This is a genomic window from Tautonia plasticadhaerens (genome assembly GCF_007752535.1).
GTDB classification, from domain to species: domain Bacteria; phylum Planctomycetota; class Planctomycetia; order Isosphaerales; family Isosphaeraceae; genus Tautonia; species Tautonia plasticadhaerens.
In genome coordinates this window covers 4,027,284-4,047,778 of record NZ_CP036426.1, presented here as the reverse complement: position 1 = coordinate 4,047,778, position 20,495 = coordinate 4,027,284, and the positions used below count along the sequence as shown (strand labels likewise).

General features: G+C 72.8%; 17 protein-coding genes. 10 read left to right on the top strand and 7 right to left on the bottom strand.

The window, feature by feature from the left end:
* Positions 1-117 precede the first annotated feature (117 nt).
* The 3 genes from ElP_RS16155 to ElP_RS16145 all read right to left on the bottom strand — a co-directional run bounded on the left by ElP_RS16155 (position 118) and on the right by ElP_RS16145 (position 2,747).
* Positions 118-1,095: a lysophospholipid acyltransferase family protein gene (locus ElP_RS16155; protein WP_145270995.1), complete on the bottom strand. Its 978-nt coding sequence runs from the start codon at positions 1,093-1,095 to the stop codon at positions 118-120.
* A 133-nt stretch (positions 1,096-1,228) separates the two neighbouring features.
* The gene (locus tag ElP_RS16150; RefSeq protein ID WP_145270994.1) at positions 1,229-1,486 is read right to left on the bottom strand and encodes an acyl carrier protein; all 258 of its coding nucleotides are present in this window, start codon (positions 1,484-1,486) and stop codon (positions 1,229-1,231) included.
* The gene (locus ElP_RS16145) at positions 1,479-2,747 is read right to left on the bottom strand and encodes a beta-ketoacyl-[acyl-carrier-protein] synthase family protein (protein ID WP_145270992.1); all 1,269 of its coding nucleotides are present in this window, start codon (positions 2,745-2,747) and stop codon (positions 1,479-1,481) included. Before ElP_RS16145 ends, ElP_RS16150 begins: the two co-directional genes overlap by 8 nt.
* 225 nt (positions 2,748-2,972) lie before the next feature.
* Between ElP_RS16145 and ElP_RS16140 the strand changes: the two genes are divergently transcribed.
* Entirely contained in the window at positions 2,973-3,824 is an 852-nt protein-coding gene (locus ElP_RS16140; RefSeq protein WP_145270990.1) for a fumarylacetoacetate hydrolase family protein, read from the top strand.
* A 385-nt stretch (positions 3,825-4,209) separates the two neighbouring features.
* The gene (locus ElP_RS16135; RefSeq protein ID WP_145270988.1) at positions 4,210-5,670 is read left to right on the top strand and encodes an efflux RND transporter periplasmic adaptor subunit; all 1,461 of its coding nucleotides are present in this window, start codon (positions 4,210-4,212) and stop codon (positions 5,668-5,670) included.
* A gap of 32 nt (positions 5,671-5,702) precedes the next feature.
* Here ElP_RS16135 and ElP_RS16130 read toward each other — a convergent pair whose 3' ends face one another.
* Complete coding sequence (locus ElP_RS16130) at positions 5,703-6,956, bottom strand: alpha/beta hydrolase family protein (protein WP_145270986.1); 1,254 nt, start codon at positions 6,954-6,956, stop codon at positions 5,703-5,705.
* Between the two features lie 139 nt (positions 6,957-7,095).
* Positions 7,096-9,066: an acetate--CoA ligase gene (acs, locus tag ElP_RS16125; RefSeq protein WP_145270984.1), complete on the bottom strand. Its 1,971-nt coding sequence runs from the start codon at positions 9,064-9,066 to the stop codon at positions 7,096-7,098.
* A gap of 312 nt (positions 9,067-9,378) precedes the next feature.
* On the opposite strand from acs, the gene ElP_RS16120 reads away from it, so the two are divergent.
* The 7 genes from ElP_RS16120 (at position 9,379) to ElP_RS16090 (ending at position 14,684) form a co-directional block, all read left to right on the top strand.
* Positions 9,379-10,440, top strand: a complete 1,062-nt coding sequence (locus ElP_RS16120; protein WP_145270982.1) for a DUF697 domain-containing protein — start codon at positions 9,379-9,381, stop codon at positions 10,438-10,440.
* Positions 10,441-10,492: 52 nt separating this feature from the next.
* The gene (locus ElP_RS16115; protein WP_197447031.1) at positions 10,493-11,026 is read left to right on the top strand and encodes a hypothetical protein; all 534 of its coding nucleotides are present in this window, start codon (positions 10,493-10,495) and stop codon (positions 11,024-11,026) included.
* Between the two features lie 194 nt (positions 11,027-11,220).
* Positions 11,221-11,700: a DUF1579 domain-containing protein gene (locus tag ElP_RS16110; protein ID WP_145270978.1), complete on the top strand. Its 480-nt coding sequence runs from the start codon at positions 11,221-11,223 to the stop codon at positions 11,698-11,700.
* 152 nt (positions 11,701-11,852) lie between these two features.
* The gene (locus tag ElP_RS16105) at positions 11,853-12,215 is read left to right on the top strand and encodes a hypothetical protein (protein WP_145270976.1); all 363 of its coding nucleotides are present in this window, start codon (positions 11,853-11,855) and stop codon (positions 12,213-12,215) included.
* 96 nt (positions 12,216-12,311) lie between these two features.
* A complete protein-coding gene (locus ElP_RS16100) occupies positions 12,312-12,707 on the top strand; it encodes a response regulator (RefSeq protein WP_145270974.1) in 396 nt (131 codons plus the stop codon).
* Positions 12,708-12,864: 157 nt separating this feature from the next.
* A complete protein-coding gene (locus tag ElP_RS16095; protein WP_145270972.1) occupies positions 12,865-13,494 on the top strand; it encodes a hypothetical protein in 630 nt (209 codons plus the stop codon).
* Positions 13,491-14,684: a lipase family protein gene (locus ElP_RS16090; protein WP_145270970.1), complete on the top strand. Its 1,194-nt coding sequence runs from the start codon at positions 13,491-13,493 to the stop codon at positions 14,682-14,684. Before ElP_RS16095 ends, ElP_RS16090 begins: the two co-directional genes overlap by 4 nt.
* Here the strand turns inward: ElP_RS16090 and ElP_RS16085 are convergent.
* Complete coding sequence (locus tag ElP_RS16085) at positions 14,588-15,556, bottom strand: PEP-CTERM sorting domain-containing protein (RefSeq protein WP_145270969.1); 969 nt, start codon at positions 15,554-15,556, stop codon at positions 14,588-14,590. The genes ElP_RS16090 and ElP_RS16085 overlap by 97 nt on opposite strands.
* Before the next feature lie 735 nt (positions 15,557-16,291).
* Complete coding sequence (locus ElP_RS16080) at positions 16,292-17,677, bottom strand: cytochrome P450 (RefSeq protein ID WP_145270967.1); 1,386 nt, start codon at positions 17,675-17,677, stop codon at positions 16,292-16,294.
* Positions 17,678-17,912: 235 nt separating this feature from the next.
* On the opposite strand from ElP_RS16080, the gene ElP_RS16075 reads away from it, so the two are divergent.
* Positions 17,913-20,480 carry an alkaline phosphatase D family protein gene (locus tag ElP_RS16075; protein ID WP_145270965.1) on the top strand — a complete coding sequence of 856 codons (2,568 nt, stop codon included), beginning with the start codon at positions 17,913-17,915 and terminating at the stop codon, positions 20,478-20,480.
* Positions 20,481-20,495 lie beyond the last annotated feature (15 nt).

Below are 20,495 nucleotides of genomic sequence, written 5' to 3'. Positions count from 1 at the left end.
GGATTCGCCACGCCTCGCGCGTCATCCGAGCCCCCGCGCCCGGCCTCCGGCCACCCCCTCCCCCGAGGGCGGGGCGAGGGTCGGAGATCTGCCCGGCGGGCCCGGATGGGCCACCGCTCACCCCGCCATCTGGGCCCTCGGCCTCGCCTCGTCCTCCTCCCAGAAGAAGTAGTCGATGCTGTTCGCCGGGTCGGTGCGGACGCGGCCCTCGATCAGATCCAGGCCGTGCTGGACCCAGTGGGCCGCCAGCGCCTCGTCCCGCGCCGCGGCGGTCGGGATCGCGAACGAGGGCTCGAATTCGACGCGGTAGGTCCCGTCCCGCTCGATCGAGCAGTAGGCCGGCACCACCGGGGCGCCGGAGAGGGCCCCCAGCGTCACCCAGGTCGAGGAGAAGTCGTACGACCGGCCGAGGAAGCGGGCCGTCGCGTTCGGCGGGGTCGGCCAGCGGACGTCGGAGGCGATCGAGAGCACGATCCCCCCCTTGAGCACCCGGGCCGCCCTCAGGATCGCCCCGGCGGCCTCGGCCGGGTTGGTCTTGCGGGAGACGAACAGGCGGGATTGCCCCAGCGGCCCCTCCAGCGCGAACTGGGCCGCCATGAGCTTCGAGATGTGCCTCGGCCGCTCGCCGAACATCCGCCACTGGTAGCCGTGCCGGATCATCCAGTAGGCCATCAGCAGGTGGGCCCCGAAGTGGTTGCCCAGCAGCAGCACCCCCCTGCCCCGCGCCACCGCCTCGTCGAGCCGGTCCCGGCCCTCGACCCGGAAGACCCCGTCGAGCTGGGCGTCGGTCCGGCCGTCGAGCAGCAGGTCCCGGGCCCGGGACCGGATCCGGTTGGCCGCCAGTTCCGGGCCGACGACCCCGGGATCCCAGCGTTCCCCGAGGATCTCGGCGTGACGCCGGATCGCCCCGTCGAACCGGGCCCTCGACCCCGGCGACAGGCGATACTCCCAGCGGCCGATCTCCCCGATCAGGCCCAGTCCCGTCCGGACCGGCAGCCATCTCAGCAGCGGCAGCGTCGCCCGGAGGAGCCCCTTCCTCGTATTGATCCCGCGACGGCCCATGCTCGACTTGCCCCCGGACCCGACGGACTGCATCTCGGTTTCGGCCGACGCGGACGGAAGCCGCCGCGTAGCGGGCGTACGGCGACGGATGGCGGGCCGTCCCGGGCGGATCGCCGGGCCAAGCCCGAGGGACGCCCGCCCGGCCCCGCGGCCGCCGATCCCCGGCTCAGGCCGCCTGGGACGCCCGACGCCCCTCCACGTACGCCACCAGGTCGGCCACCGAGACGATCCCGTTCAGATCCTCCTCGTCGACCACCACGCCGAAGGCGTCCTGGACTTCGAGGAAGACGCTGACGAGGTCGAGCGAGTCGACCCCGAGGTCGTCGACCAGGGTCGACTCGGGGGCGATCGGCACCGAGGGGTCGAGCTTGACGACGGAGCGGATCAGCGCGCAGACGGCGTCGAACAGCTGGGGATCACGCATCGTTCCACCTCCCGAAGACCAGGGCGTTATTCGTGCCGCCGAAGCCGAACGAGGCCGAGAGGATCCGGCCGAGCCGGGCCCCCCGGGCCTCGTCCGGGACGAAGTCGAGGTCCAGGGCCGGGTCGGCCCGGTGGTTGATCGTCGGCGGCACCACCTGCTCCCGCAGGGCCCGCACGCAGACCGCCGCCTCGATCGCCGGGGCCGCCCCCAGCGCGTGGCCGACCGCCCCCTTGATCGAGCTGACCGGCAATGCCCTCGCCCGGTCGCCGAAGATCGCCTTCACGGCCTCCGCCTCCACCCGGTCGTTCACCGAGGTGCTCGTGCCGTGGGCGTTGTAGTAGTCGACCTGCTCGGGGTGGATCCCCGCGTGGCCGATCGCCAGCTCCAGGCAGCGCCGGACCCGGTCCGGGTGCGGCTGGGCCACGTGGAAGCCGTCCGAATTGGTCGCCCACCCCTCCAGGACCGCCTGCGGGGTCAGGCCGAACCGCCGGGCGGCCGACTCGGTCGCCAGCACCAGGATCCCCGCCCCCTCGGCCATCACGAACCCGGCCCGGTCGACGCTGAAGGGGCGGCTCGCCTGCGAGGGGTCCCCGGCCGATCGGTCGCCGGGCTTCCGGGCGAGCATCGCCTTCATGGTGACGAAGCCGTTGACGACCTCGGGCGTGAAGGCGCTCTCGCTCGCCCCGCAGACGGCGAGGTCGGCCTCGCCGGCCCGGAGCAGCAGGGCGGCGCTGGCGATCGCGTGCCCCCCGGTGGCGCAGGCGTTGGCCGGGGAGAGGCTCGGCCCGTGCAGCCCGAGCTGCTGGGAGACCTGCCCGGCGGCTTGATTGGCGATGAGCCCCGGCACAAGATAGGGCCCGGTCGCCAGCGTCTTGCGGGAGGAGGCCCGGCGGCCCTCGGCGTGGTAGAGGTCCAGCCCCCCGAGCCCCGAGCCGACCACCACCGCCACCCGGTCGCCCGGCACGCCGAGGTCACCTCGATCCAGGCCCGCATCGGCCCAGGCCTGGCGGGCGGCCAGGAGCCCGAAGTGCACGAACCGAGACCCGAGCCGGGCGATCGCCGGATCTTCGAGGGGGGTCCCCGGCCCGACGCCGTCGACCAGCCCGGCGACGTCCTGGAGGTACTGCCCCGGGTCGAGCCGATCCGGGCGGCTCGACAGGCCCGACTCGCCGGCGACGAGTCGCCGCCAGGTGGTGTCCAGGTCCGGCCCGAGGCACGTCACCGCGGCGTGGCCGACCACGACGATCCGATCCGGCGCCATCCGCCCCCTCCCGGTTCCTTCCGGTCCGACTCCGAGCGGCCCCGGCCCTCCCGGCCGGGCATCCCGACGGGGCCGGGGGATGCCGCTCGGGCCTCCCCCGGGGGCCTCGGTCGGCCCTCGATCGCCCCCGCCCTCCCGGCCCCCGACGCGACGCGACGACGGTGCGAGGACGGCCTCGGCCGATCGACCGGACGCGGGTTCTAACACGAAAGGCTCGTCTCGGCCATGCAGCTTGCGAAATTTCTCGACCCCGAGTCCGGCCTCCCCCGCCTCGGCCTGATCGAGGGCGACTCCCTCCGCCCCCTGCGCGGATCCCGGCGGATCGCGACGATCCTCCACGCCACCGACCCCGCCGCCGAGGCCGCCCGACGCCTCGACCCCGACCGCCCCGCCCTCCCCGTCTCCTCGATCCGGCTGCTCCCCCCCGTCGACGACCACGAGATCTGGGCCGCCGGCGTCACCTACATCCGCAGCAAGGTCGCCCGCCAGGAGGAATCCGAGCAGGGGGGCTCCTTCTACGACCTCGTCTACTCCGCCGACCGCCCCGAGCTGTTCTTCAAGGCCACCGCCGGCCGGGCCGTCGGCCACGGCGCCCCGATCCGGGTCCGGTCCGACACGAAATGGTCCGTCCCCGAGCCCGAGCTGGCCCTGGTGCTCGACGACACCCTCCGCCTCGTCGGCCTCTCGATCGGCAACGACGTCTCGGCCCGGGACATCGAGGGCCGGAACCCCCTGTATCTCCCCCAGGCCAAGGTCTACGAGTCCTCCTGCGCCCTCGGCCCCTGCGTCACCCTCATCTCCGCCGTCCCCGACCCCGCCGACCTCGCCATCACCCTGGAGATCCTCCGGGACGGCTCCCCTGTCTTCTCGGGAGACACCTCCACCTCCCGGCTCGCCCGACCCCTCGACGACCTCATCTCCTGGCTCGGCCGGGACCAGTCCTTCCCCGACGGCGTCGTCTTGCTCACCGGCACCGGCATCGTCCCCCCCGACGAGTTCTCCCTCCGGGCCGGCGACGTGGTCCGGATCGCGATCGAGGGGCTCGGGACCCTGGAGAATCCCGTCGCCGCCCGATGAGGCCAGGCCCCGGGATCGGGCCCGGCCGTCGGGCGGATCGTCGAGGGGCCGACCCCGGCACTCCCCGAGATTCGGGGGCGCGACCCGGACGACCCGGCCTCCGGGCCGTCCTCTTCCCGAGGAAGTGGGGCCAGGCCGGGGCGACTCGGCGCCCATATCCCTGGCGGAGTCCGCGAAGCCAGGGCTGGTTGCATCCCTTGGTTGATGGGATGCGACGCACGAAACCGGCCCGAGAGGCCCGCCGGCTCCCCCGGGACGATCCGGGACCCGGGCCGACCGCGACCGCCTCCGTCGCGGTCGGCCGGGCCCGGGCGGCCCGCCGTCGCCCGTCCCGGCAGATCGACCGGGGGCGGGGCCCTCGGATCCTCGCCACGGGAGCACGCCGATGCCATTCGAGCCCCCGCTCAGGCCGTTCCTGCTGGCGATGCCCGTCGTGGCGATCTCCGGGCTCGCCGGGCTCTATCAGGCGGGCGGCCTGCCCTGGGGCCGGGATCCCGGGCCGGGCGGCCCCCCGGTGGCGCGGGTCATGCGCCTCGACCCGCAGTCCCGGTTCGCCGTCACGGTCCCCGGCCAGGTCAAGAGTGCCCGGTACACGCTGATCGAGTGCGAGGTCGAGAACATCAGCGGGGCGGGGTTGAGCACCGGAGGGCGGGGCTCCCGTTCGCGGAGCCCGTCGGGCCTGACGCTCATCAGCCTCGTCCCCGAGGGGTCCTACGTGAACGCCGGCGAGATCCTCGCCGAGATCGACCCCTCCCGGTTCGACGAGATCGCCCGGCTGCTGCAGATCAGCGTCGAGGAGGCCCGGGCGGAGGAGGCCAAGGCGGGGCTCGACCTGCAGGCCGCCGAGATCGCCCTGGCCGAGTACCTCGACGGCGTCCGCCCGCAGACGCTCATGCAGCTCGAGGGGCAGGTCGCGCTGGCGAAGTCCCAGCTCCAGCAGCAGCAGGACCACCTCGACTGGACCAACCGCGTGCTGCCCCTCGGCTACGTCGCGATCTCGGCCGTCCAGGACGAGCTGATCACCATGCTCCAGTCCCGGCTGGCGCTCGACCGCGCCGAGCGGTCGGTCCGGGACTACGTCCGGTATACCCAGCCGAAGCTGACCCGGCAGCTCGAGTCGAGGCTCGACCAGGCCCGGGCGTCCCACCGCTTCGCCCTCCGCCGCCTGGAGCTGGACGAGGAGCGGCTGGCCCTGGCCGAGTCGCAGCTCGAACGCTGCACCATCCGGGCCCCCCACGACGGCCGGGTGGTCTACTGCACCACCCGGGACGGCTCGCCGATCCGGGTGGGCCTGGAGGTCTACCGCCGGATGGACCTGTTCCTGCTGCCGGACCTGGACCGGCCCGTGGTGGAGGCCCAGGTCAACCAGACCCAGATCTGGAGGGTCGCCGAGGGCATGGAGGCCCGGGTCCGCGTCGACGCGAAGCCGGGCCTGGTCCTCCGGGGCCGGGTCACGCAGGTCTCGCCGTTCGCCGACACCGAGGACACCATGGCCCGGGCCACCGGCGTCATGCGCTACAACGTCGGCATCGAGCTGGAACCCGGCGAGCGGCTGCTGCCCGGCCTCAGCGCCGAGGTGGCCATCCTCATCCCGGCCGAGCGCAACGCCATGGCGATCCCCTCCGAGGCCCTGGCCGTCGAGGGGGGCGAGACGGTCTGCTTCGTCGTCGGCCCGGCCGGAGTCGAACGCCGCGTGGTCGACGCCCGCCCCGGCTCGATCGACCGCCTCCAGGTGGTCGACGGCCTCTCCGAGGGGGAGGAGGTCCTCCTCGGTCCTCCCGGCCCCGCCCCGGAGCCGGAGACGACCGCCCCCGACCGACCCGAGTCGGTGGTGGAGACGGCCTGAGGCCCCCCGGTCCGGGCGTGCCCCCCCCGGCCTCAACCCGCGTCGGGCAAGGCGACCGACACCTCCGCGTCGAACAGGAGGCCCGGGTCGCCCCGGCCGACCAGCGTCTCCAGCAGCGTCCCGATCGTCCGGGGCGCGATCCCCTCGTACAGCGCCTCGCCCCGGTGCTCGACCCGGACCGGCCGGTCGAGGTCGACCATCCGGTCGTCGAGCCGGACCAGGAGCGTCGACACCCCCTCCGCCTCGGCGACCTCGATGGTCTGGCCCCCCCGGGTCGCCACCACCAACGACCCGAGCCTCGCGTCCTCGGGAGGCACCGCGAGCCAGTACGATCGCCCGTGAGGGGTGCCGACCTGCTCCCAGACGACCTTCGACGGGATCGGATCCCGGGTGAACCCGGCCATCCAGGGCAAGGCCACCGCGTCTTCCCGGTCCATCCAGTGTCCCTTCCCCTCGTAGATCTTCACGAGGTGCTCGTAGCCGCCCGGGTCCTCCTCCCGGAGCGCATCGAGCCGATCGCCGTACTCCCGGCCGACCGTATTTCGGTCATATGCCGAGTCGTCGCCGCCGACCTGGAGCGCGAAGGGGACGTTGCGGAGCGACCGCAGGGAGACGCCGTTGGGGTGCCCGGCCATCATCGCGGCCGCGGCCCAGCGGTCGGCCATCCTCGGGGCGAGCTGATACACGCCGTCCCCCCCGGCCGAATAGCCGAGCAGGTACACCCGGTCCGGATCCACCCCTTCGAGCACGATCAGCGTCTCGATCAGCCGGCCGAACATCCGGTCGATGTGCGGCTCGTGCCAGAGGTTCCAGGTGTTCGTCGGCGCCCGGGGGGCGAGGTAGATCCCCTCCCCCACCTCGTAAAGTCGCTTCTGGTTCTCCCACTGGCGGTCGTTCACCCGGGCGGGCGCGTTGCCGCCACCGTGCATCGAGATGTAGAGGCCCCGCCCCCCCTCCGGCTCCTCGCCGAAGGTCGAATAGGAGAAGGGCATCGTCAGGTCGCCGTCCTCGATCACCCGGGCCTCCAGCTCCCCGGCCCGATCCCGGCGGATCCGGGCCTCGTGCGCCTGCCAGATCAGGCCCCGGGCCGTCGCCGCGTCCTCCCGGGTGAGCGGCACCCGGGCGAACGGCTCCCCGGCGAGATCGGCCGGCATGCCGCGATTCTCGTCGAGCGCGGCCCGGAGCGCCTCGACCGCCCCGGCCGACTCCGAGGCGTCGGGCTGCGCGAGCAGCGGAGTCGACCCGATCAGGAGCAACACGCAAGGGGCTGCAAGGCGGAGGGGCACGGGGGATCTCCGGGGGTGATGCGGGTCTTCGGGCGCCTCGTCCGGGACGACTGGGGACCTCGGCCACCACCGGCGGATCGGCCCTCCCGCCGGTGGCAACCGATCTCATCCCGCCCCGTCTCGCCCCGGCCGGCCGGGATCAGCCCTCGTCGCCCTGACGCAATTGCGCCAGGACGCTCAGGTCCTCCAGCGTCGTGGTGTCGCCGGTGGACTCGACCCCGGCGGCCACGTCGCGGAGCAGGCGTCTCATGATCTTGCCGGACCGGGTCTTGGGGAGGGACTCGGTGAACCGGATCACGTCGGGCCGGGCCAGGGCGCCGATCTCCTTGACGACGTGGGCGGCCAGGGCCTTCTTCAGGGCGTCGGTCGGGTCCTGGCCCGATTCGAGGGTGACGAAGGCGGCGACGGCCTGGCCCTTCAGGTCGTCGGGCTTGCCGACCACCGCGGCCTCGGCCACGGCGGGGTGGCTGACCAGGGCGCTCTCGATCTCCATCGTCGAGAGCCGGTGGCCGGAGACGTTCAGCACGTCGTCCACCCGGCCCATGATCCAGAAGTTGCCGTCGGCGTCCTTGCGGGCGCCGTCGCCGGTGAAGTAGCGGCCGGGGAACATCGACCAGTAGGTCTGCCGGTAGCGGTCGTCGTCCCCCCAGAGGGTCCGGAGCATCGAGGGCCAGGGCTGGGTGATGGCCAGCAGGCCGCCGTGGCCGTCGGGGACGGGGTTGCCGTCGTGGTCGAGGACCTCGGGGACGATCCCCGGCAGCGGACGGGTGGCCGAGCCGGGCCGGGTGGGCGTGGCGCCGGGGAGCGGGGAGATCATGATGGCCCCGGTCTCGGTCTGCCACCAGGTGTCGACGATCGGGCATCGGCCGCCGCCGATGACCTCGTTGTACCAGATCCAGGCCTCGGGGTTGATCGGCTCCCCCACCGTGCCCAGCAGGCGGAGGCTGGAGAGGTCGTGCCGCTTCGGGAACTGCTTGCCCCACTTCATGAAGGCCCGGATGGCCGTCGGGGCGGTGTAGAGGATCGTGACCTTGTGGTCCTCGATGATCTTCCAGAACCGTGCCTCGTCCGGGAAGTTCGGCGCCCCCTCGTACATCACCGAGGTGACCCCGTTGGCCAGCGGGCCGTACACGAGGTACGAGTGCCCGGTGATCCAGCCGATGTCGGCGGTGCAGAAGTAGACGTCGTCTTCCTTCAGGTCGAAGACGACCTTGGTGGTGTAGGCGGTGCCCAGCAGGTAGCCGGCCGTGGTGTGCTGGATCCCCTTCGGCTTGCCGGTCGAGCCGGAGGTGTAGAGGATGAACAGCGTGTCCTCGCTGTCCATCGGCTCGGCGGGGCAGTCGGCCGAGGCCGAGGCGGCCAGGTCGTGCCACCAGCGGTCCCGGCCCTCGACCATCGGCACGTCGTCGTCCGTCCGCTTCAGGACGACGACCGACTCGATCGTCGGGCAGTGGTCGACGGCGCCGTCGGCGTTGGCCTTCAGCGGCACGACCTTGCCGCGCCGGTAGCCGCCGTCGGCGGTGACGAGCACCTTGGCCGAGCAGTCCTGGATCCGGCCCGCCAGGGCCTCGGAGCTGAACCCGCCGAAGACCACCGTGTGCGGCGCCCCGAGCCGGGCGCAGGCCAGGCAGGCGATCGCCAGCTCCGGCACCATCGGCATGTAGAGGGCGACCACGTCCCCCTTCTTCACGCCGAGGCCTTTCAGGACGTTGGCGAACTTCGAGACCTCGTCCTTCAATTCCTTGTAGGAGATCGTCCGCTCGTCCCCCGGCTCGCCGACCCAGATCAACGCCGGCTTGTCGGCGCGGGGCCCTTCGGCGTGGCGGTCGACGCAGTTGGCGGCGACGTTCAGCGTGCCGCCGAGGAACCACTTCGCGTGCGGCGGGGTCCACTCCAGGACGGTGGAGAAGGGTCGGATCCAGGTGATCAGCTCGTTGGCCAGCTCTCCCCAGAAGGCCTCGGGCTCGGCCCTGGCGCGGTCCCAGAGCTGCTCGTACTGGTCGAGACTTGAGATCTGGGCGCGGGACGCGAATTCCTTGGGGGGCGGGAAGACGCGATTCTCGACCAGCACGCTCTCGATCGAACCGCCGCCGCCGCTCTGGTTTGCCATGATCGTCGCCTCCGCGGGCCGGATTCGAGCGCGAATCGGGGCCCGGGTCTCGGGTCAGGTGGAGAGCGCCTGACCGCGGCTTGATCGGTTCGAACGCGGTGGGACGGGTCGGCCGACGGTCGGGCAGGACTGCGATCTTAGGGGCCGGGATCCGCCCCCGTCAACCGCCCGCCGGCCCCGGCCCCTCCCCGACGAATGACCTTGCAACGCTTCGCCTTGCACTGGAAGATGACTCCGCCTGCCCGGGCCCCCTCCCCTCGCCGACGGGCCTCCCGGCCCCGGACCGAGGGACCCTCTCACAGGTCGACCCGAATGAATCGCACGATCAAGAACGCGGCCGTCCTCGTCAGCGGGTTCGTCCTGCTCTCCTTCGGCGTCGTCGTGGTCAACCAGACGGCCGGGGTCGTCTCGCTGGCGGGCGAGGTCCATCCCCTGCTGGGGAAGGCCACGCTGGTCGGCCTGGTCGGCTCCTACGCGGCCCTGATCGGCGTGCCGGTGGTGCTGTTCGTCCGGCTCCCCCGGTCGCTCGATCCCCCCCGGGCCGAGGACGACCCCGCCTTCCCCGATCACCTGGATAATCTCCGCCGCCGGCTCGCCGGCAACCCCCTCGTCACCGAGGCCGACCTGGCCTCCCGGGCCGGGCTCGACCGCGCCATCGCCCAGCTCGACGCCCGGGCCGACGAGATCGTCCGCTCCACCGCCTCGGTCGTCTTCCTGTCGACGGCCGTCTCCCAGAACGGCAAGTTCGACGCGATGATCGTCCTGGCGGCGCAATCCCGGATGGTCTGGCAGGTCGCCCACCTCTACAGCCAGCGGCCGACGGCGAAGGACATGACCCGGCTCTACGCCAACGTGGCCGCCACCGCCTTCGCCGCCGGGGCGATCGAGGAGGTCGACCTCAACGAGCAGATCCAGCCGATCCTCGGCTCGACCGTCGGCTCGATGGCCGGCGCCATCCCCGGCTTCCAGGTCGCCACGATGCTGCTGGTCAACTCGGTGATGTCCGGCTCGGCCAACGCCTACCTGACCCTCCGGGTCGGCCTGATCGCCAAGAAGTACTGCGGCGCCGTCGTCCTCCAGCCCAGGCCGGCGATCCGACGCGCCGCCTCGGCCGAGGCCGCCCGGATGCTCGGCGGCATCGTCGCCGCCGGCACCGCCAAGATCTCCGGCGCCGTCTGGGGGGCCGTCCGGGAGAAGGGCACCCAGACCTTCGACGGCGTCAAGGGCCGCGTGGTGACCACGTATGACAGCGTGAAGGGGAACGTCACCGCCAAGGTCACCACCGTCTCCGAGTCGGCCCGGGGTGCCGGCGACCGCGTCTTTCGACGCTTCCAGCGTGGCCCCGGCCGTCCTGGCGCCGAGCCGACCGGCTGAGGCGACCGCCCCGGCCTCGATCACCGGCTAGGATGACGAGGGGTGCCGAATCGTGGGCGAATTGTGGATGCCGTCCTGGTTCGGGAATGCCTGCCATTATATTTCCGTGATCCGGGACGAGGTGCCCGAACGTGTCCATGTCTACGCCGCGGACGAGGACACCGAAATCCGTTACGATCCCCCGGAGCGGCCCTGCCTGGTGCTGGAATCACGATCCCGTCGCTCGTCCCGGGTCCGCGTGCAGGGGCCCGGCGGGTCGGAGGATGGGGCCATCGCCCCCGAGGGATTCCTCCCCGGGGTCCGGTACGTGATGCGTCGGGACTCGGGCCCGGTGTGGACCTTATCGGTCCGATCCCTCCTCCGCAAACGGCACGCGCTGGAACTGGCGGGCGGGGAAGCCTGGGTCTTCGACACCCCGTTCTTCTGGAAGCTGCGCGTCACCGGGACCGTCCGGGGTTCCCCGGACCTGCTCGGCTGCGTCGGCCCGACGATGCGGTGCTGGCTCTTCGCGATCGAGCCGAGCCGGGACTCGCCCGACCTGCTGGCGGCCATTGCCTACCTGCACCAACGGTGGTGGCACTCGTGACGCGGGTGGCCGGGCGTCCGAAGGATTGAGGCTCGATGGCGCGATCGACCTCCGCTTTTCTCCCGGATTGAGTGTACAGGCGTTGACAAACGGCCGATCTCTGGATTGAATCCACGAGTCCGGCCGGACTCCTGTTCGGGCGAACAGGAGGTGGCCGGTCGCCGGCGTCACGCCCGTTCCGGGAGGAGGGATCGATGCACGCGGAACCCCAGGATCAGCACCGTTGGCTGGAGAAGCTCGTCGGGGAATGGACCTACGAGTCCGAGATGCTGATGGGCCCGGACCAGCCGACGATGACGGCGCAGGGGGTCGAGGTCGTCCGCTCGCTCGGCGGCCTCTGGACCATCGCCGAGGGCGAGGGCGAGGTGCCGGACGTCGGGCCCATGAGCTCGATCATGACGCTCGGCTTCGACCCGGCCGGCGGCCGCTTCGTGGGGACGTTCATCGCCACAGGGATGGCCCACCTCTGGACGTACAGCGGCTCGCTCGACGAGACCGGCAAGGTGCTGACGCTGGAGGCCGAGGGGCCGAGCTTCTCCGGCCAGGGGACGGCGAAATACGTGGACAGCATCGAGCTGGTCGACGACGACCACCGCAACATGACGTCCCGCATCCTGGGAGAGGACGGCAACTGGGTCCAGTTCATGACGATCCGCTACACCCGGAAGGCGTGACCCCGGGCCCCCGGCATCCCGATTGCCCGGGTGGGGGGTGGGCCCGCCGGCCCTCCCCCCCGAACAACCGCCCGGGATCCCGGCCCGGGCCTCGTCCCGGTCGAAGGGCCCACCGGCGGCCGGTCGGGGGCCGCCGATCGGGGACGAGGCCCATGCTCCTTTCCCCCATCCCCGAGTCCCTCCCGGTGCCCTCGCCCCCCTACCCCGTCACCCCCGACGGCCGCTACTTCGTCGTCCGGGGGCGGCTCTGGCGGATGTCGAACCCGGCGCTCCCGGCCGAGGAGCGTTCCCGGCTCCAACGCGAGCTGATGTCGGCCCGATCGGCCCTCGGCCGGGCCCGGAAGGCCGGGGACGACGAGGCAAGGCTCCTGGCCCGGCGGCGGATCGACGCCGCCAAGGTCGCCCTCGGGGAGCGAGGCCCGCCCTGGTGGCCCGACGGGGCGCCGGACTACAATCGCCGCATGGCGGTCAACACGCCGTATCGCCCCTGGTTCGAGGGGCTCGGCCCGGGCTGAGCCCGCCCCCGGCATCCCGCTTGCAGCCGATGGCCCGGCCTCGCTCCCATTCGAAGAGCATCGACCCCGAATCCCCCACTCATCCGGACGAGCACCATGCCCGGCCCCCGAGTCCTCAGCGTCGGCCAGTGCGGCTACGACCATTCCTCGATCTCCCGGTTCCTGCAGCAGTCCGTCGAGGCGAAGGTCGACCCCGCCGACTCGGCCGACGAGGCGTTGCAGGCCCTCCGGGCCGACCCCGCCGGCTTCGACCTCGTGCTGGTCAACCGCGTCTTCGACCGCGGGGGCGGGTCCGGCCTGGAGCTGATCGAGGCGATCCGACGCGACTCCGCCCTGGCCGAGGTCCCCGTGATGCTCGTCAGCAACCACCAGGACGCCCAGCAGCGGGCGGTCGAGGCCGGGGCCCTGCCCGGGTTCGGCAAGTCCGACCTCGGCGACCCCGCCACCGCCGGCCGGATCCGGGACGCCCTGGGCAGCTCCGGCGGCTTCTGATCGGCGCGGCCCGCCTCCCCGATCCCGGGATCGGCCTTGCCAGGCCCCGGGGGCATCGCCCATCATCCGAAGGGAGACGGGGCCGCCCCCTCGGGTGGGGGCGTCGGCGCCGGGATCGGACGCCGCCCCCGACCTCCCACCCGGCAGGCCGACCGGCATGAAGGACGACCCGGCCCGAGACCCCCGCCCCTCCCGATCGGCCGAGGTGCCCGAGCACCCCCGGGCGATGCGCGACCTGGGGTCGATCCAGTCCCTGCTGGAGGCGGTCCTCGGGCTCAACGAGGGCGTCCACCGGCTGATGTTCGACGTGGCCCTGCTCGTCGCCCTGATCAACGCCATCCCGACTGGCCCCTGGATCTTCGAGGCCCAGGTCGCTTCCAGCCTGGTCGCCAACGGGCTGATGATCCTGGGCATCGGCTCCCGGTGGGGGTTCCCCCGGGGGCATGGGCCTCTGGCGGGCGTGATGCTCGTCTTCGGCCTGGTCGGCGCCCTGGCGATCCTGCTGGCGGTCTTCGTCGCCACCTACTCGATCGGCCTGTACGTCCCCCTCTTCCTGAGCTGGGCCCGGTCGGCCGCCGCCTTCGCCTTCACGCTCGCGGTCGGCCGGGCCGCCAACGACTTCTTCCTCAGCGCCCGTCGGGTCAACCCCCGTCGGCTCCGGTCCGCCATGAGGCGATGGGAGCGGGCCCGTCGCGAGCGGGACGAATCCGCACCCGACGCCGGATCCGCGACCCCCGCGCCCGCATCCGCATCCACCCCGACCTCCCCCGGGAGTGCCCCCTCGTGACGCCGAAGTGGAACCGACGCCGGCTGCTGCTCACCGGCCTGGGGGCCGGGCTCGCCACCGGCAGCACGGTCGACCGCCTCCGGGAGCGTCGGCGGGCCGCCCGGCAGCTCGCCGACGACTCCCTCTCGCAGTACACCAGCGCCGTCGAGGCCGCCTACGCCTCCGAGGCCTCCTGGCAGGAGGAGGTCGAGCAGCTGCTTTCCACCTCCGAGCCCGAACTGCCTCCCCCGCCGATCCCCTACGACCGCGAGCGGTCGCTCCAGCTGATCCGGGCCTGCAAGCTGGCCGTCACCCAGTACCGGACCGGCCGCTCCGTCCCCTCCTTCGACGGCGACCTGACCGACCTGGACGACTTCCGGCGGTCCTTCCCCGGCTACGAGCACGTCGCCACCTTCGTCGCCACCGAGGAGAACCTGGAGCGCTACCTCCAGGCCGACCCGGCCCCTCCCCCGGGAACCCTGCACAGCCCGCTCGGGGACGGCCTCCAGTTCCTCCGCCGGGCCCTGCACGAGACGATCCCGGCCATCGTCCGGCGGGCCTACCGCCTGCCGGTCTACTTCGGCTTCGTGCTCCGGTCCGACCGCGACCAGCTCATGGTCTTCCGGGGCACCCAGACCCAGGCCGAGTGGGTCAGCAACATCCGGAGCGGCCAGCGCCGCTACCCGGCCGACCCCGCCGAGCCCCAGCTCGGCTGGGTCCACAACGGCTTCCTGACGATCGCCGGCACCCAGCTCCGCCCCAACCCGGCCGAGCTGGCCGACGAGGTGCTCGACCCCGCGCTGCCGCTCTACATCACCGGCCACAGCCTCGGCGGCGCCCTGGCGACGATCTCGGCGCTGGACCTGGCCCACCGCGTCCCCGAGCTGGCCGGGCAGATCCGCCTCTACACCTACGCCGCGCCGCGGGTCGGCGACCCCAGCTTCGCCGAGTCCTTCCGCCGGCTCGTCCCCAACGCCTACCGGGTTGCCAACGTGGCCGACACCGTCCCGCTCGTCCCCTCCACCAAGATGGGTCGGGGCTTCGTCCACGTCGGGGAGCCCTGGACCTTCCTCGCCCACTTCGGCGACCTGCTCCCCAATCACATCGCCGACACCTACCTCGCCGCCGTCTCCCGGAAGGCCGAGGGCCCCGGCCGACACCGCGGCCTCCACACCCTCGAAGGCCTCCCCACCGCCGATTCGGGCGACTGACCGCGCCCCAGCTCGTCGGGCCGTCCGCCCCCCTTCGATCGGGACCGGGCGATCAGGCCGACCCCGATCAGGCCGAACGCGACCCAGGTCGCCGGCTCGGGGGTCGGCTCGGGCATCTCCGGCTGGGGGATCGTCCCGTTGCCGCCGATCCGGAAGGCGGTCACCAGGCCGAGCGAGTCCGGGTTGCCCCGGGCCCCCGGGTTCTCCCTCGACACGTCCTCGCTTGCATAGGCGTTCTCCCAGTCCCGGACGGCCGGGTCGAGGTCGCCGAGCACCCGGGAGACGGCGTCGCCCTCCTGCTCCGCCGCGACGAGCGAGAACGCGTTCCTCGGCAGCGGGCCGACGGGGTTGAGGACGTCGAGCAGCAGGTTGCCCTCCGCCGGGTCGAAGCGGAACGGCTCCTGGAGGTTGACGACCACGTCCATCGACCCGAGTTCCGGCAGGGAGGGCCCCCGGAAGATCGGCAGCGGTCCCCGATAGACGACCGCCTCGTCGGCGCCGACGTTCTCGGCGAAGACCGGGCTCAGGCCGTCCACCGGGCGATCGGTCGTCGAGAGCGCCACGGTGATCCCGGGGACCTCGGCCGAGAAGTAGCCGTCCGCCCGGAAGAGGAGCGACTGGATGACGACGGGCCCCTCGCGGTCCCCGAAGATCGAGGCGTCGTAGACCTGCTGCGATCGCACGGCCCCGGTGTCCGGCAGCCCGCTGAACGGGGCATAGTTGCCCGCCGGGGCATCGGGATTGTCGAAGACGACGATCTCGCTGCCGTCGCTCGAGGACGCGGCAGCGCCCCAGGCCCCGACCGCCAGCACCGCCCCGACGATCCCCGCTCGGGTCCTCATGACCAGCCTCCCCTCCCTGGGCGTCGACATCCGCTCCGGCCTTCGCATCAGGCCATCCATGCGGACGAGACGGGAGCGTAGCCGGTCCCTCCCCGGCCGACAATCCGGATCGGAGCGGCCCGATCCCCCTCCCGGCCATTTCGTGTGACTGCCGGTCCGCGTTTCCACGATGATCTAGGGGAGGGCCCGACTCCGATCGCGTCCCTTGCCCGTCGTCCCCGCCGCCGCCGACAACGCCCCGGGGGGACCGACCGCGCCGAACCTTGCCCCGTTCCTTGGCAATCAGGACGACGAAGGCCCCGCCCCTCGGCCGGGCGAGCCCGGTATTCAGGGTTCGAATCGGTCGGCCCGACCGCCGCGCGAAACGAACCCAATCGATGTGGCCGGATTTACCGGAACGAACCCATTCCGATCGACGCAACCCCTTTCCCAGAAACGAAGATCAACCGATCTCCCGGATCGCACCGAAGCGCACCGAGCCGTCCCCGACCGGCGTACCGGGCCCCGAATCCCCCTGCCGCGCCAGGGCGATCGCCCTCGAACCCGGGGGCGAGGGTCCCCGGAACTCGACCGGGTTCCCCCTCGGCCGGGGGCGTCGCGGTTCCCGCGCGAAACGAACCCAACGCCCCGGGCCGGGTGCGCGGAACGAACCCATTCCGATCGACGCAACTCCTTTCCAGCAACGCAAAATCGCCCAACGGACCGGGGCGCACCGGGGCGCACCGACCCCCTCCCGACCGGCGCACCGCCCGGGTCCCGATCCGATCAGGCCGGGCGGCGTTCCCGGAGGACGACCGGCACGCCCCCCTCGGGCCTCAGGGTCATGGTCGGGATCGGCCGGGGGGAGATCCCTTCGGGGACCATCGGCCGGAAGCGCCGGGCGATGGCGGCGAGCAGCAGCACCGCCTCCATCTGGGCGAAGTGGTTGCCGATGCAGACCCTCGGCCCGCCGCCGAAGGGGAAGTAGGCGTATCGGGGGAGCCGGCGGGCCAGGCCGTCGAGCCAGCGGTCGGGGCGGAACCGCTCGGGCTCGTCGAACCATCGGGGGTCGCGGTGGATGACCCACTGGGACATCCACATGGTGGTGCCCACCGGCACCCGGTAGCCGCCGACCTCGACCGGCTCGACCGCCTCCCGGCCCAGCAGCCAGACCGTGGGGAGGACCCGGAGCGCCTCGGTCACGACGGCGTCGGCGTACCGCAGGCGGGGCAGGTCGGCGACGGACGGGGGCCGGTTGCCGTCGAGCACCTCGTCCAGCTCGTCGTGGAGCTTCGCCTCGACCTCGGGGTGCCGGGAGAGCAGCAGCCAGATCCAGGAGAGGGTGTTGGCGGTCGTCTCGTGCCCGGCCATGAAGAGGGTGACGACCTCGTCCCGGAGCTGGGCGTCGGACATGCCGGAGCCGGAGCCCTCCTCGGCCTCGGGGTCGGTGGCGAGCAGGAGCATCGAGAGCAGGTCCCCGCGGTCGACCTCCTCCCGGCGCCGGCCGGCGATGATGGCGTCGAGGGTGCGATCGACCACGGCCATCGCCCGGCGGAACCGGAAGTTCTCCGGCACCGGCAGCCACCGGGGCAGCGGGACCATCCGGTTGACCCGCCGGGTGAAGTTGGCCATGAGGATCTCCATCGCCCCGGCCACGTCGCCGGCCCCGTGGGCGATGTCGGCGTCGAAGAGGGTCTTGGCGACGATCTCCAGGGTCAGCTGCATCATGTCGGCCTGGGCGTCCCGGCGTTGGCCGTCGGCCCAGGACCGGAGCATCCGCTCGGCGGACTCGACCATCACCCCGCCGTAGCCGGCGATCCGCTCCCGGTGGAAGGCCGGCTGGGCGAGCCGACGCTGGCGACGCCAGAACTCCCCCTCGCTGGTCAGCAGCCCCTCGCCGAGGGTCGGCTTCGCGGCCCGCAGCGCGAAGTGCTTGCGGAACTTGCGGTTCTGGTGGACCAGCACCTCCTCCACCAGATCCGGGTGGTTCAGGGCCCAGATCCGGTGGTGTCCCAGGCGGAGGGAGACCACGTCGCCGTAGTCCCGGGCGCAGTCGACGAGGAAGTGGAGCCGATCCGGCCCGAACTGGCGGACGTTCCCGTGCAGCCAGTGCCCCTTCGGCCCCGGGGGTCGGGCAGCCTTCGAAACCGAGGGCGAGGGGGCGACGGTCATGGCGGGATTCCCGGGCAGGAGGTTCGCGGATCCGGAGGCACGATCGACCATACCGAGGACCGTGCCGGGGCGTCGAGCCGCGTCCCGGCCGGTCGGTTCCCCGGCCCCGATCGGCCCGGTACCATGAGCGCTCTCCTCAATCGGGCATCCCCCGATCCCGACGCGACCATCGCCCGGCCCCGGCCCGTTCGAGCCGGCCGACGCCACTCGAATCGAAGGATACCGAGCCCTCGCCATGACCGAGCACCCCGTGAACCGCCGGACCTTCCTCGCCGGGACCGCCGCGGCGGCGTCGGCGTTCTCCGCCCTGCCGACGGCCGACGCCCGGCCCGCCCGCCAGGCGGGCGACTTCCGGAGCCGGTGGGATCTGGTCCCCGACCGCGTCTGGCCCGGGCCCGAGTACTGGTCCAACCCGCTCCAGGACTGGCGGGTCCGGGGCGGCCGGCTCGAATGCACCCGACCCGCCCCGGGGCGCAGCCTCCACGTCCTCACCCGGGAGCTGGCCGACCGGCCCGGCGACCTCCGGATGGGCGTCAAGCTGTCGGCCCTCGACGGCGGCCCGCTGGCCGAGGCGACCGGCTCGGCCGGGTTCTCGGTGGGCGTCCGGGGTCCGCTGGGGGACTACCGGAACAACCTCGTCCACGGCTCCGGCCTGGACGCCGGGCTCAGGGCCGACGGCACGCTGTTCCTCGGCTCCGGGCAGGGCGAGACGACGGCCCCCATCGACCTGGGGGGCATCGAGACGCTGGAGCTTCGCCTCGTGGCCGATCCCGAGGGCGACTCCTACCGCCTGGCCCTCTCCGCCGTCGACCCCGACGACGACCGGGTGCTGGGGACCGTCGAGAAACCGGGGGTGCCGGCGGCCCGGCTGGTCGGCAACCTCGCCCTGGCGAGCAACCCCGGACCCGCCCGACGCCAGCAGGACGGCCCGGCCCCCGGGCCCTGGGCGTTCACCGACTGGACGATCGCCGGCTCCAAGGTCGACGCCCACGACGACCGGACCTTCGGCCCCATCCTCTTCGCCCAGTACACGACCCACGAGGGGACCCTCAAGCTGACCGCCCAGATGCCCCCGCTCGGCGAGGACGACGAGCCGACCGTCCGCCTGCTGGTCGACCGGGGAGGCGGCTGGGCCCGGGTGGCCGAGTCCCCCATCCACCCCCGGGCCCGCACGGCCCACTTCCGGGTCGAAGATTGGGATCGCTCGAAGGAAACCCCCTACCGGCTGTCCTACACGCTCCGGAAGGCCGACGGCTCCTCGGCCGAGGACACCTTCGACGGGCTCATCCGCCGCGACCCCGCCGACGCCGAGGTCCTGACCGTGGCCGACATCTCCTGCAACGCCCACTACGCCTTCCCCAACACCGCCGCCGTGGTCAGCATGGCCAGGCTCGACCCCGAGCTGCTGGCCTTCACCGGCGACCAGTACTACGAGTCGACCGGCGGCTTCGGGGTCGAGCGGACGGACCTGGAGGCCGCCCTGCTCGACGTGCTCCGCAAGTGGTATCAACACGGCTGGACCTGGCGGGAGCTGCTGCGGGACCGCCCCTCGGTGTCCATCCCGGACGACCACGACGTCTATCACGGCAACCTCTGGGGGGAGGGCGGCAAGCGGGCCCCCGGCCGGGACGCCGTGGCCGCCACCAAGGGCGGCTACACCATGATGGCCGCGTTCGTGAACGTGGTGCACCGGACCCAGACCTGGCACCACCCCGACTCCCCCGCCGCGCCGGGTTTGCAGGGGATCACCGGCTACTACGGCCCGCTCACCTATGGCGGCGTCTCCTTCGCCATCCTGGCCGACCGCCAGTACAAGCCCGGCCCCGACGGCAAGGCCCCCCCCACCACCAGCGGCCGGGCCGACCACGTCGTCGACCCCGACTTCGACCCCGCCACCGCCGACCGACCCGGCCTCGACCTGCTCGGCGACCCCCAGCTCCGCTTCCTGGAAGCCTGGGCCGACGACTGGCGAGGCGCCCGGATGAAGGCCGTCATCTCCCAGACCATCTTCACCGCCATGGCCACCCACCACGGCCAGCCCGACAACCGCCTCGTGGCCGACTACGACACCAACGCCTGGCCCCAGGCCGCCCGGGACGCCGCCGTCCGGGCCCTCCGTCGCGGGTTCGCCTTCCACCTGGCCGGCGACCAGCACCTGCCCGCCGTCGTCCAGTACGGCATCGACGAGCATCGGGACGGCCCCGTCGCCTTCGCCAGCCCGGCCATCAACAACCTCTATCCCCGCTGGTTCCGCCCCGACCGGCCCGGCGACAACCGGCCCTCGGGCTCTCCCGGCGAGCTCGGCGACTTCCTCGACAGCTTCGGCCACCCGCTCACCGTCCTCTCCTGCGCCAACCCGGAGCTGGAGCGACGCCCCGGCGTCCTGGAGGCCGAGACCGACAAGTCGGCCGGCTTCGGCGTCGTCCGCTTCAACACGAGGGACCGGACGATCACCGTCGAGTCCTGGCCCCTGCTGGCCGACCCCACCGAGCCCGGCACCCAGTTCCCCGGCTGGCCGGTCACCGTCTCCCAGCTCGACTGCGGAGGCGTCCGGGCCGCCGACTTCCGGCTCCCCGAGCTGGTCATCCGGGGCTGCGACTCCCCCGTCGTCCAGGTCTTCGACGAGGCCAGCGGCGAGACGGTCTCCACCCTCCGCCTACCCTCCCCCCGATGGCGTCCCTTCGCCTTCGCCGCCGGGCCGCACACGATCCGGGTCAGCGACCCCGAATCGGGGAGGATCGAGGAGCGGACCGGCGTCGCCGCGACCGAGGGGAACGAGGAGGAGCTGGAGATCATCCTGTGAGCCTCCAATCCCCGC

Coding starts and splice junctions, on each gene's coding strand:
- ElP_RS16095 (WP_145270972.1), top strand. CDS start 12,865: ATGAAGGACGACCCGGCCCGAGACCCCCGCCCCTCCCGATCGGCCGAG.
- ElP_RS16135 (WP_145270988.1), top strand. CDS start 4,210: ATGCCATTCGAGCCCCCGCTCAGGCCGTTCCTGCTGGCGATGCCCGTC.
- acs (WP_145270984.1), bottom strand. CDS start 9,066: ATGGCAAACCAGAGCGGCGGCGGCGGTTCGATCGAGAGCGTGCTGGTC.
- ElP_RS16110 (WP_145270978.1), top strand. CDS start 11,221: ATGCACGCGGAACCCCAGGATCAGCACCGTTGGCTGGAGAAGCTCGTC.
- ElP_RS16075 (WP_145270965.1), top strand. CDS start 17,913: ATGACCGAGCACCCCGTGAACCGCCGGACCTTCCTCGCCGGGACCGCC.
- ElP_RS16105 (WP_145270976.1), top strand. CDS start 11,853: ATGCTCCTTTCCCCCATCCCCGAGTCCCTCCCGGTGCCCTCGCCCCCC.
- ElP_RS16100 (WP_145270974.1), top strand. CDS start 12,312: ATGCCCGGCCCCCGAGTCCTCAGCGTCGGCCAGTGCGGCTACGACCAT.
- ElP_RS16145 (WP_145270992.1), bottom strand. CDS start 2,747: ATGGCGCCGGATCGGATCGTCGTGGTCGGCCACGCCGCGGTGACGTGC.
- ElP_RS16155 (WP_145270995.1), bottom strand. CDS start 1,095: ATGCAGTCCGTCGGGTCCGGGGGCAAGTCGAGCATGGGCCGTCGCGGG.
- ElP_RS16080 (WP_145270967.1), bottom strand. CDS start 17,677: ATGACCGTCGCCCCCTCGCCCTCGGTTTCGAAGGCTGCCCGACCCCCG.
- ElP_RS16140 (WP_145270990.1), top strand. CDS start 2,973: ATGCAGCTTGCGAAATTTCTCGACCCCGAGTCCGGCCTCCCCCGCCTC.
- ElP_RS16150 (WP_145270994.1), bottom strand. CDS start 1,486: ATGCGTGATCCCCAGCTGTTCGACGCCGTCTGCGCGCTGATCCGCTCC.
- ElP_RS16085 (WP_145270969.1), bottom strand. CDS start 15,556: ATGTCGACGCCCAGGGAGGGGAGGCTGGTCATGAGGACCCGAGCGGGG.
- ElP_RS16120 (WP_145270982.1), top strand. CDS start 9,379: ATGAATCGCACGATCAAGAACGCGGCCGTCCTCGTCAGCGGGTTCGTC.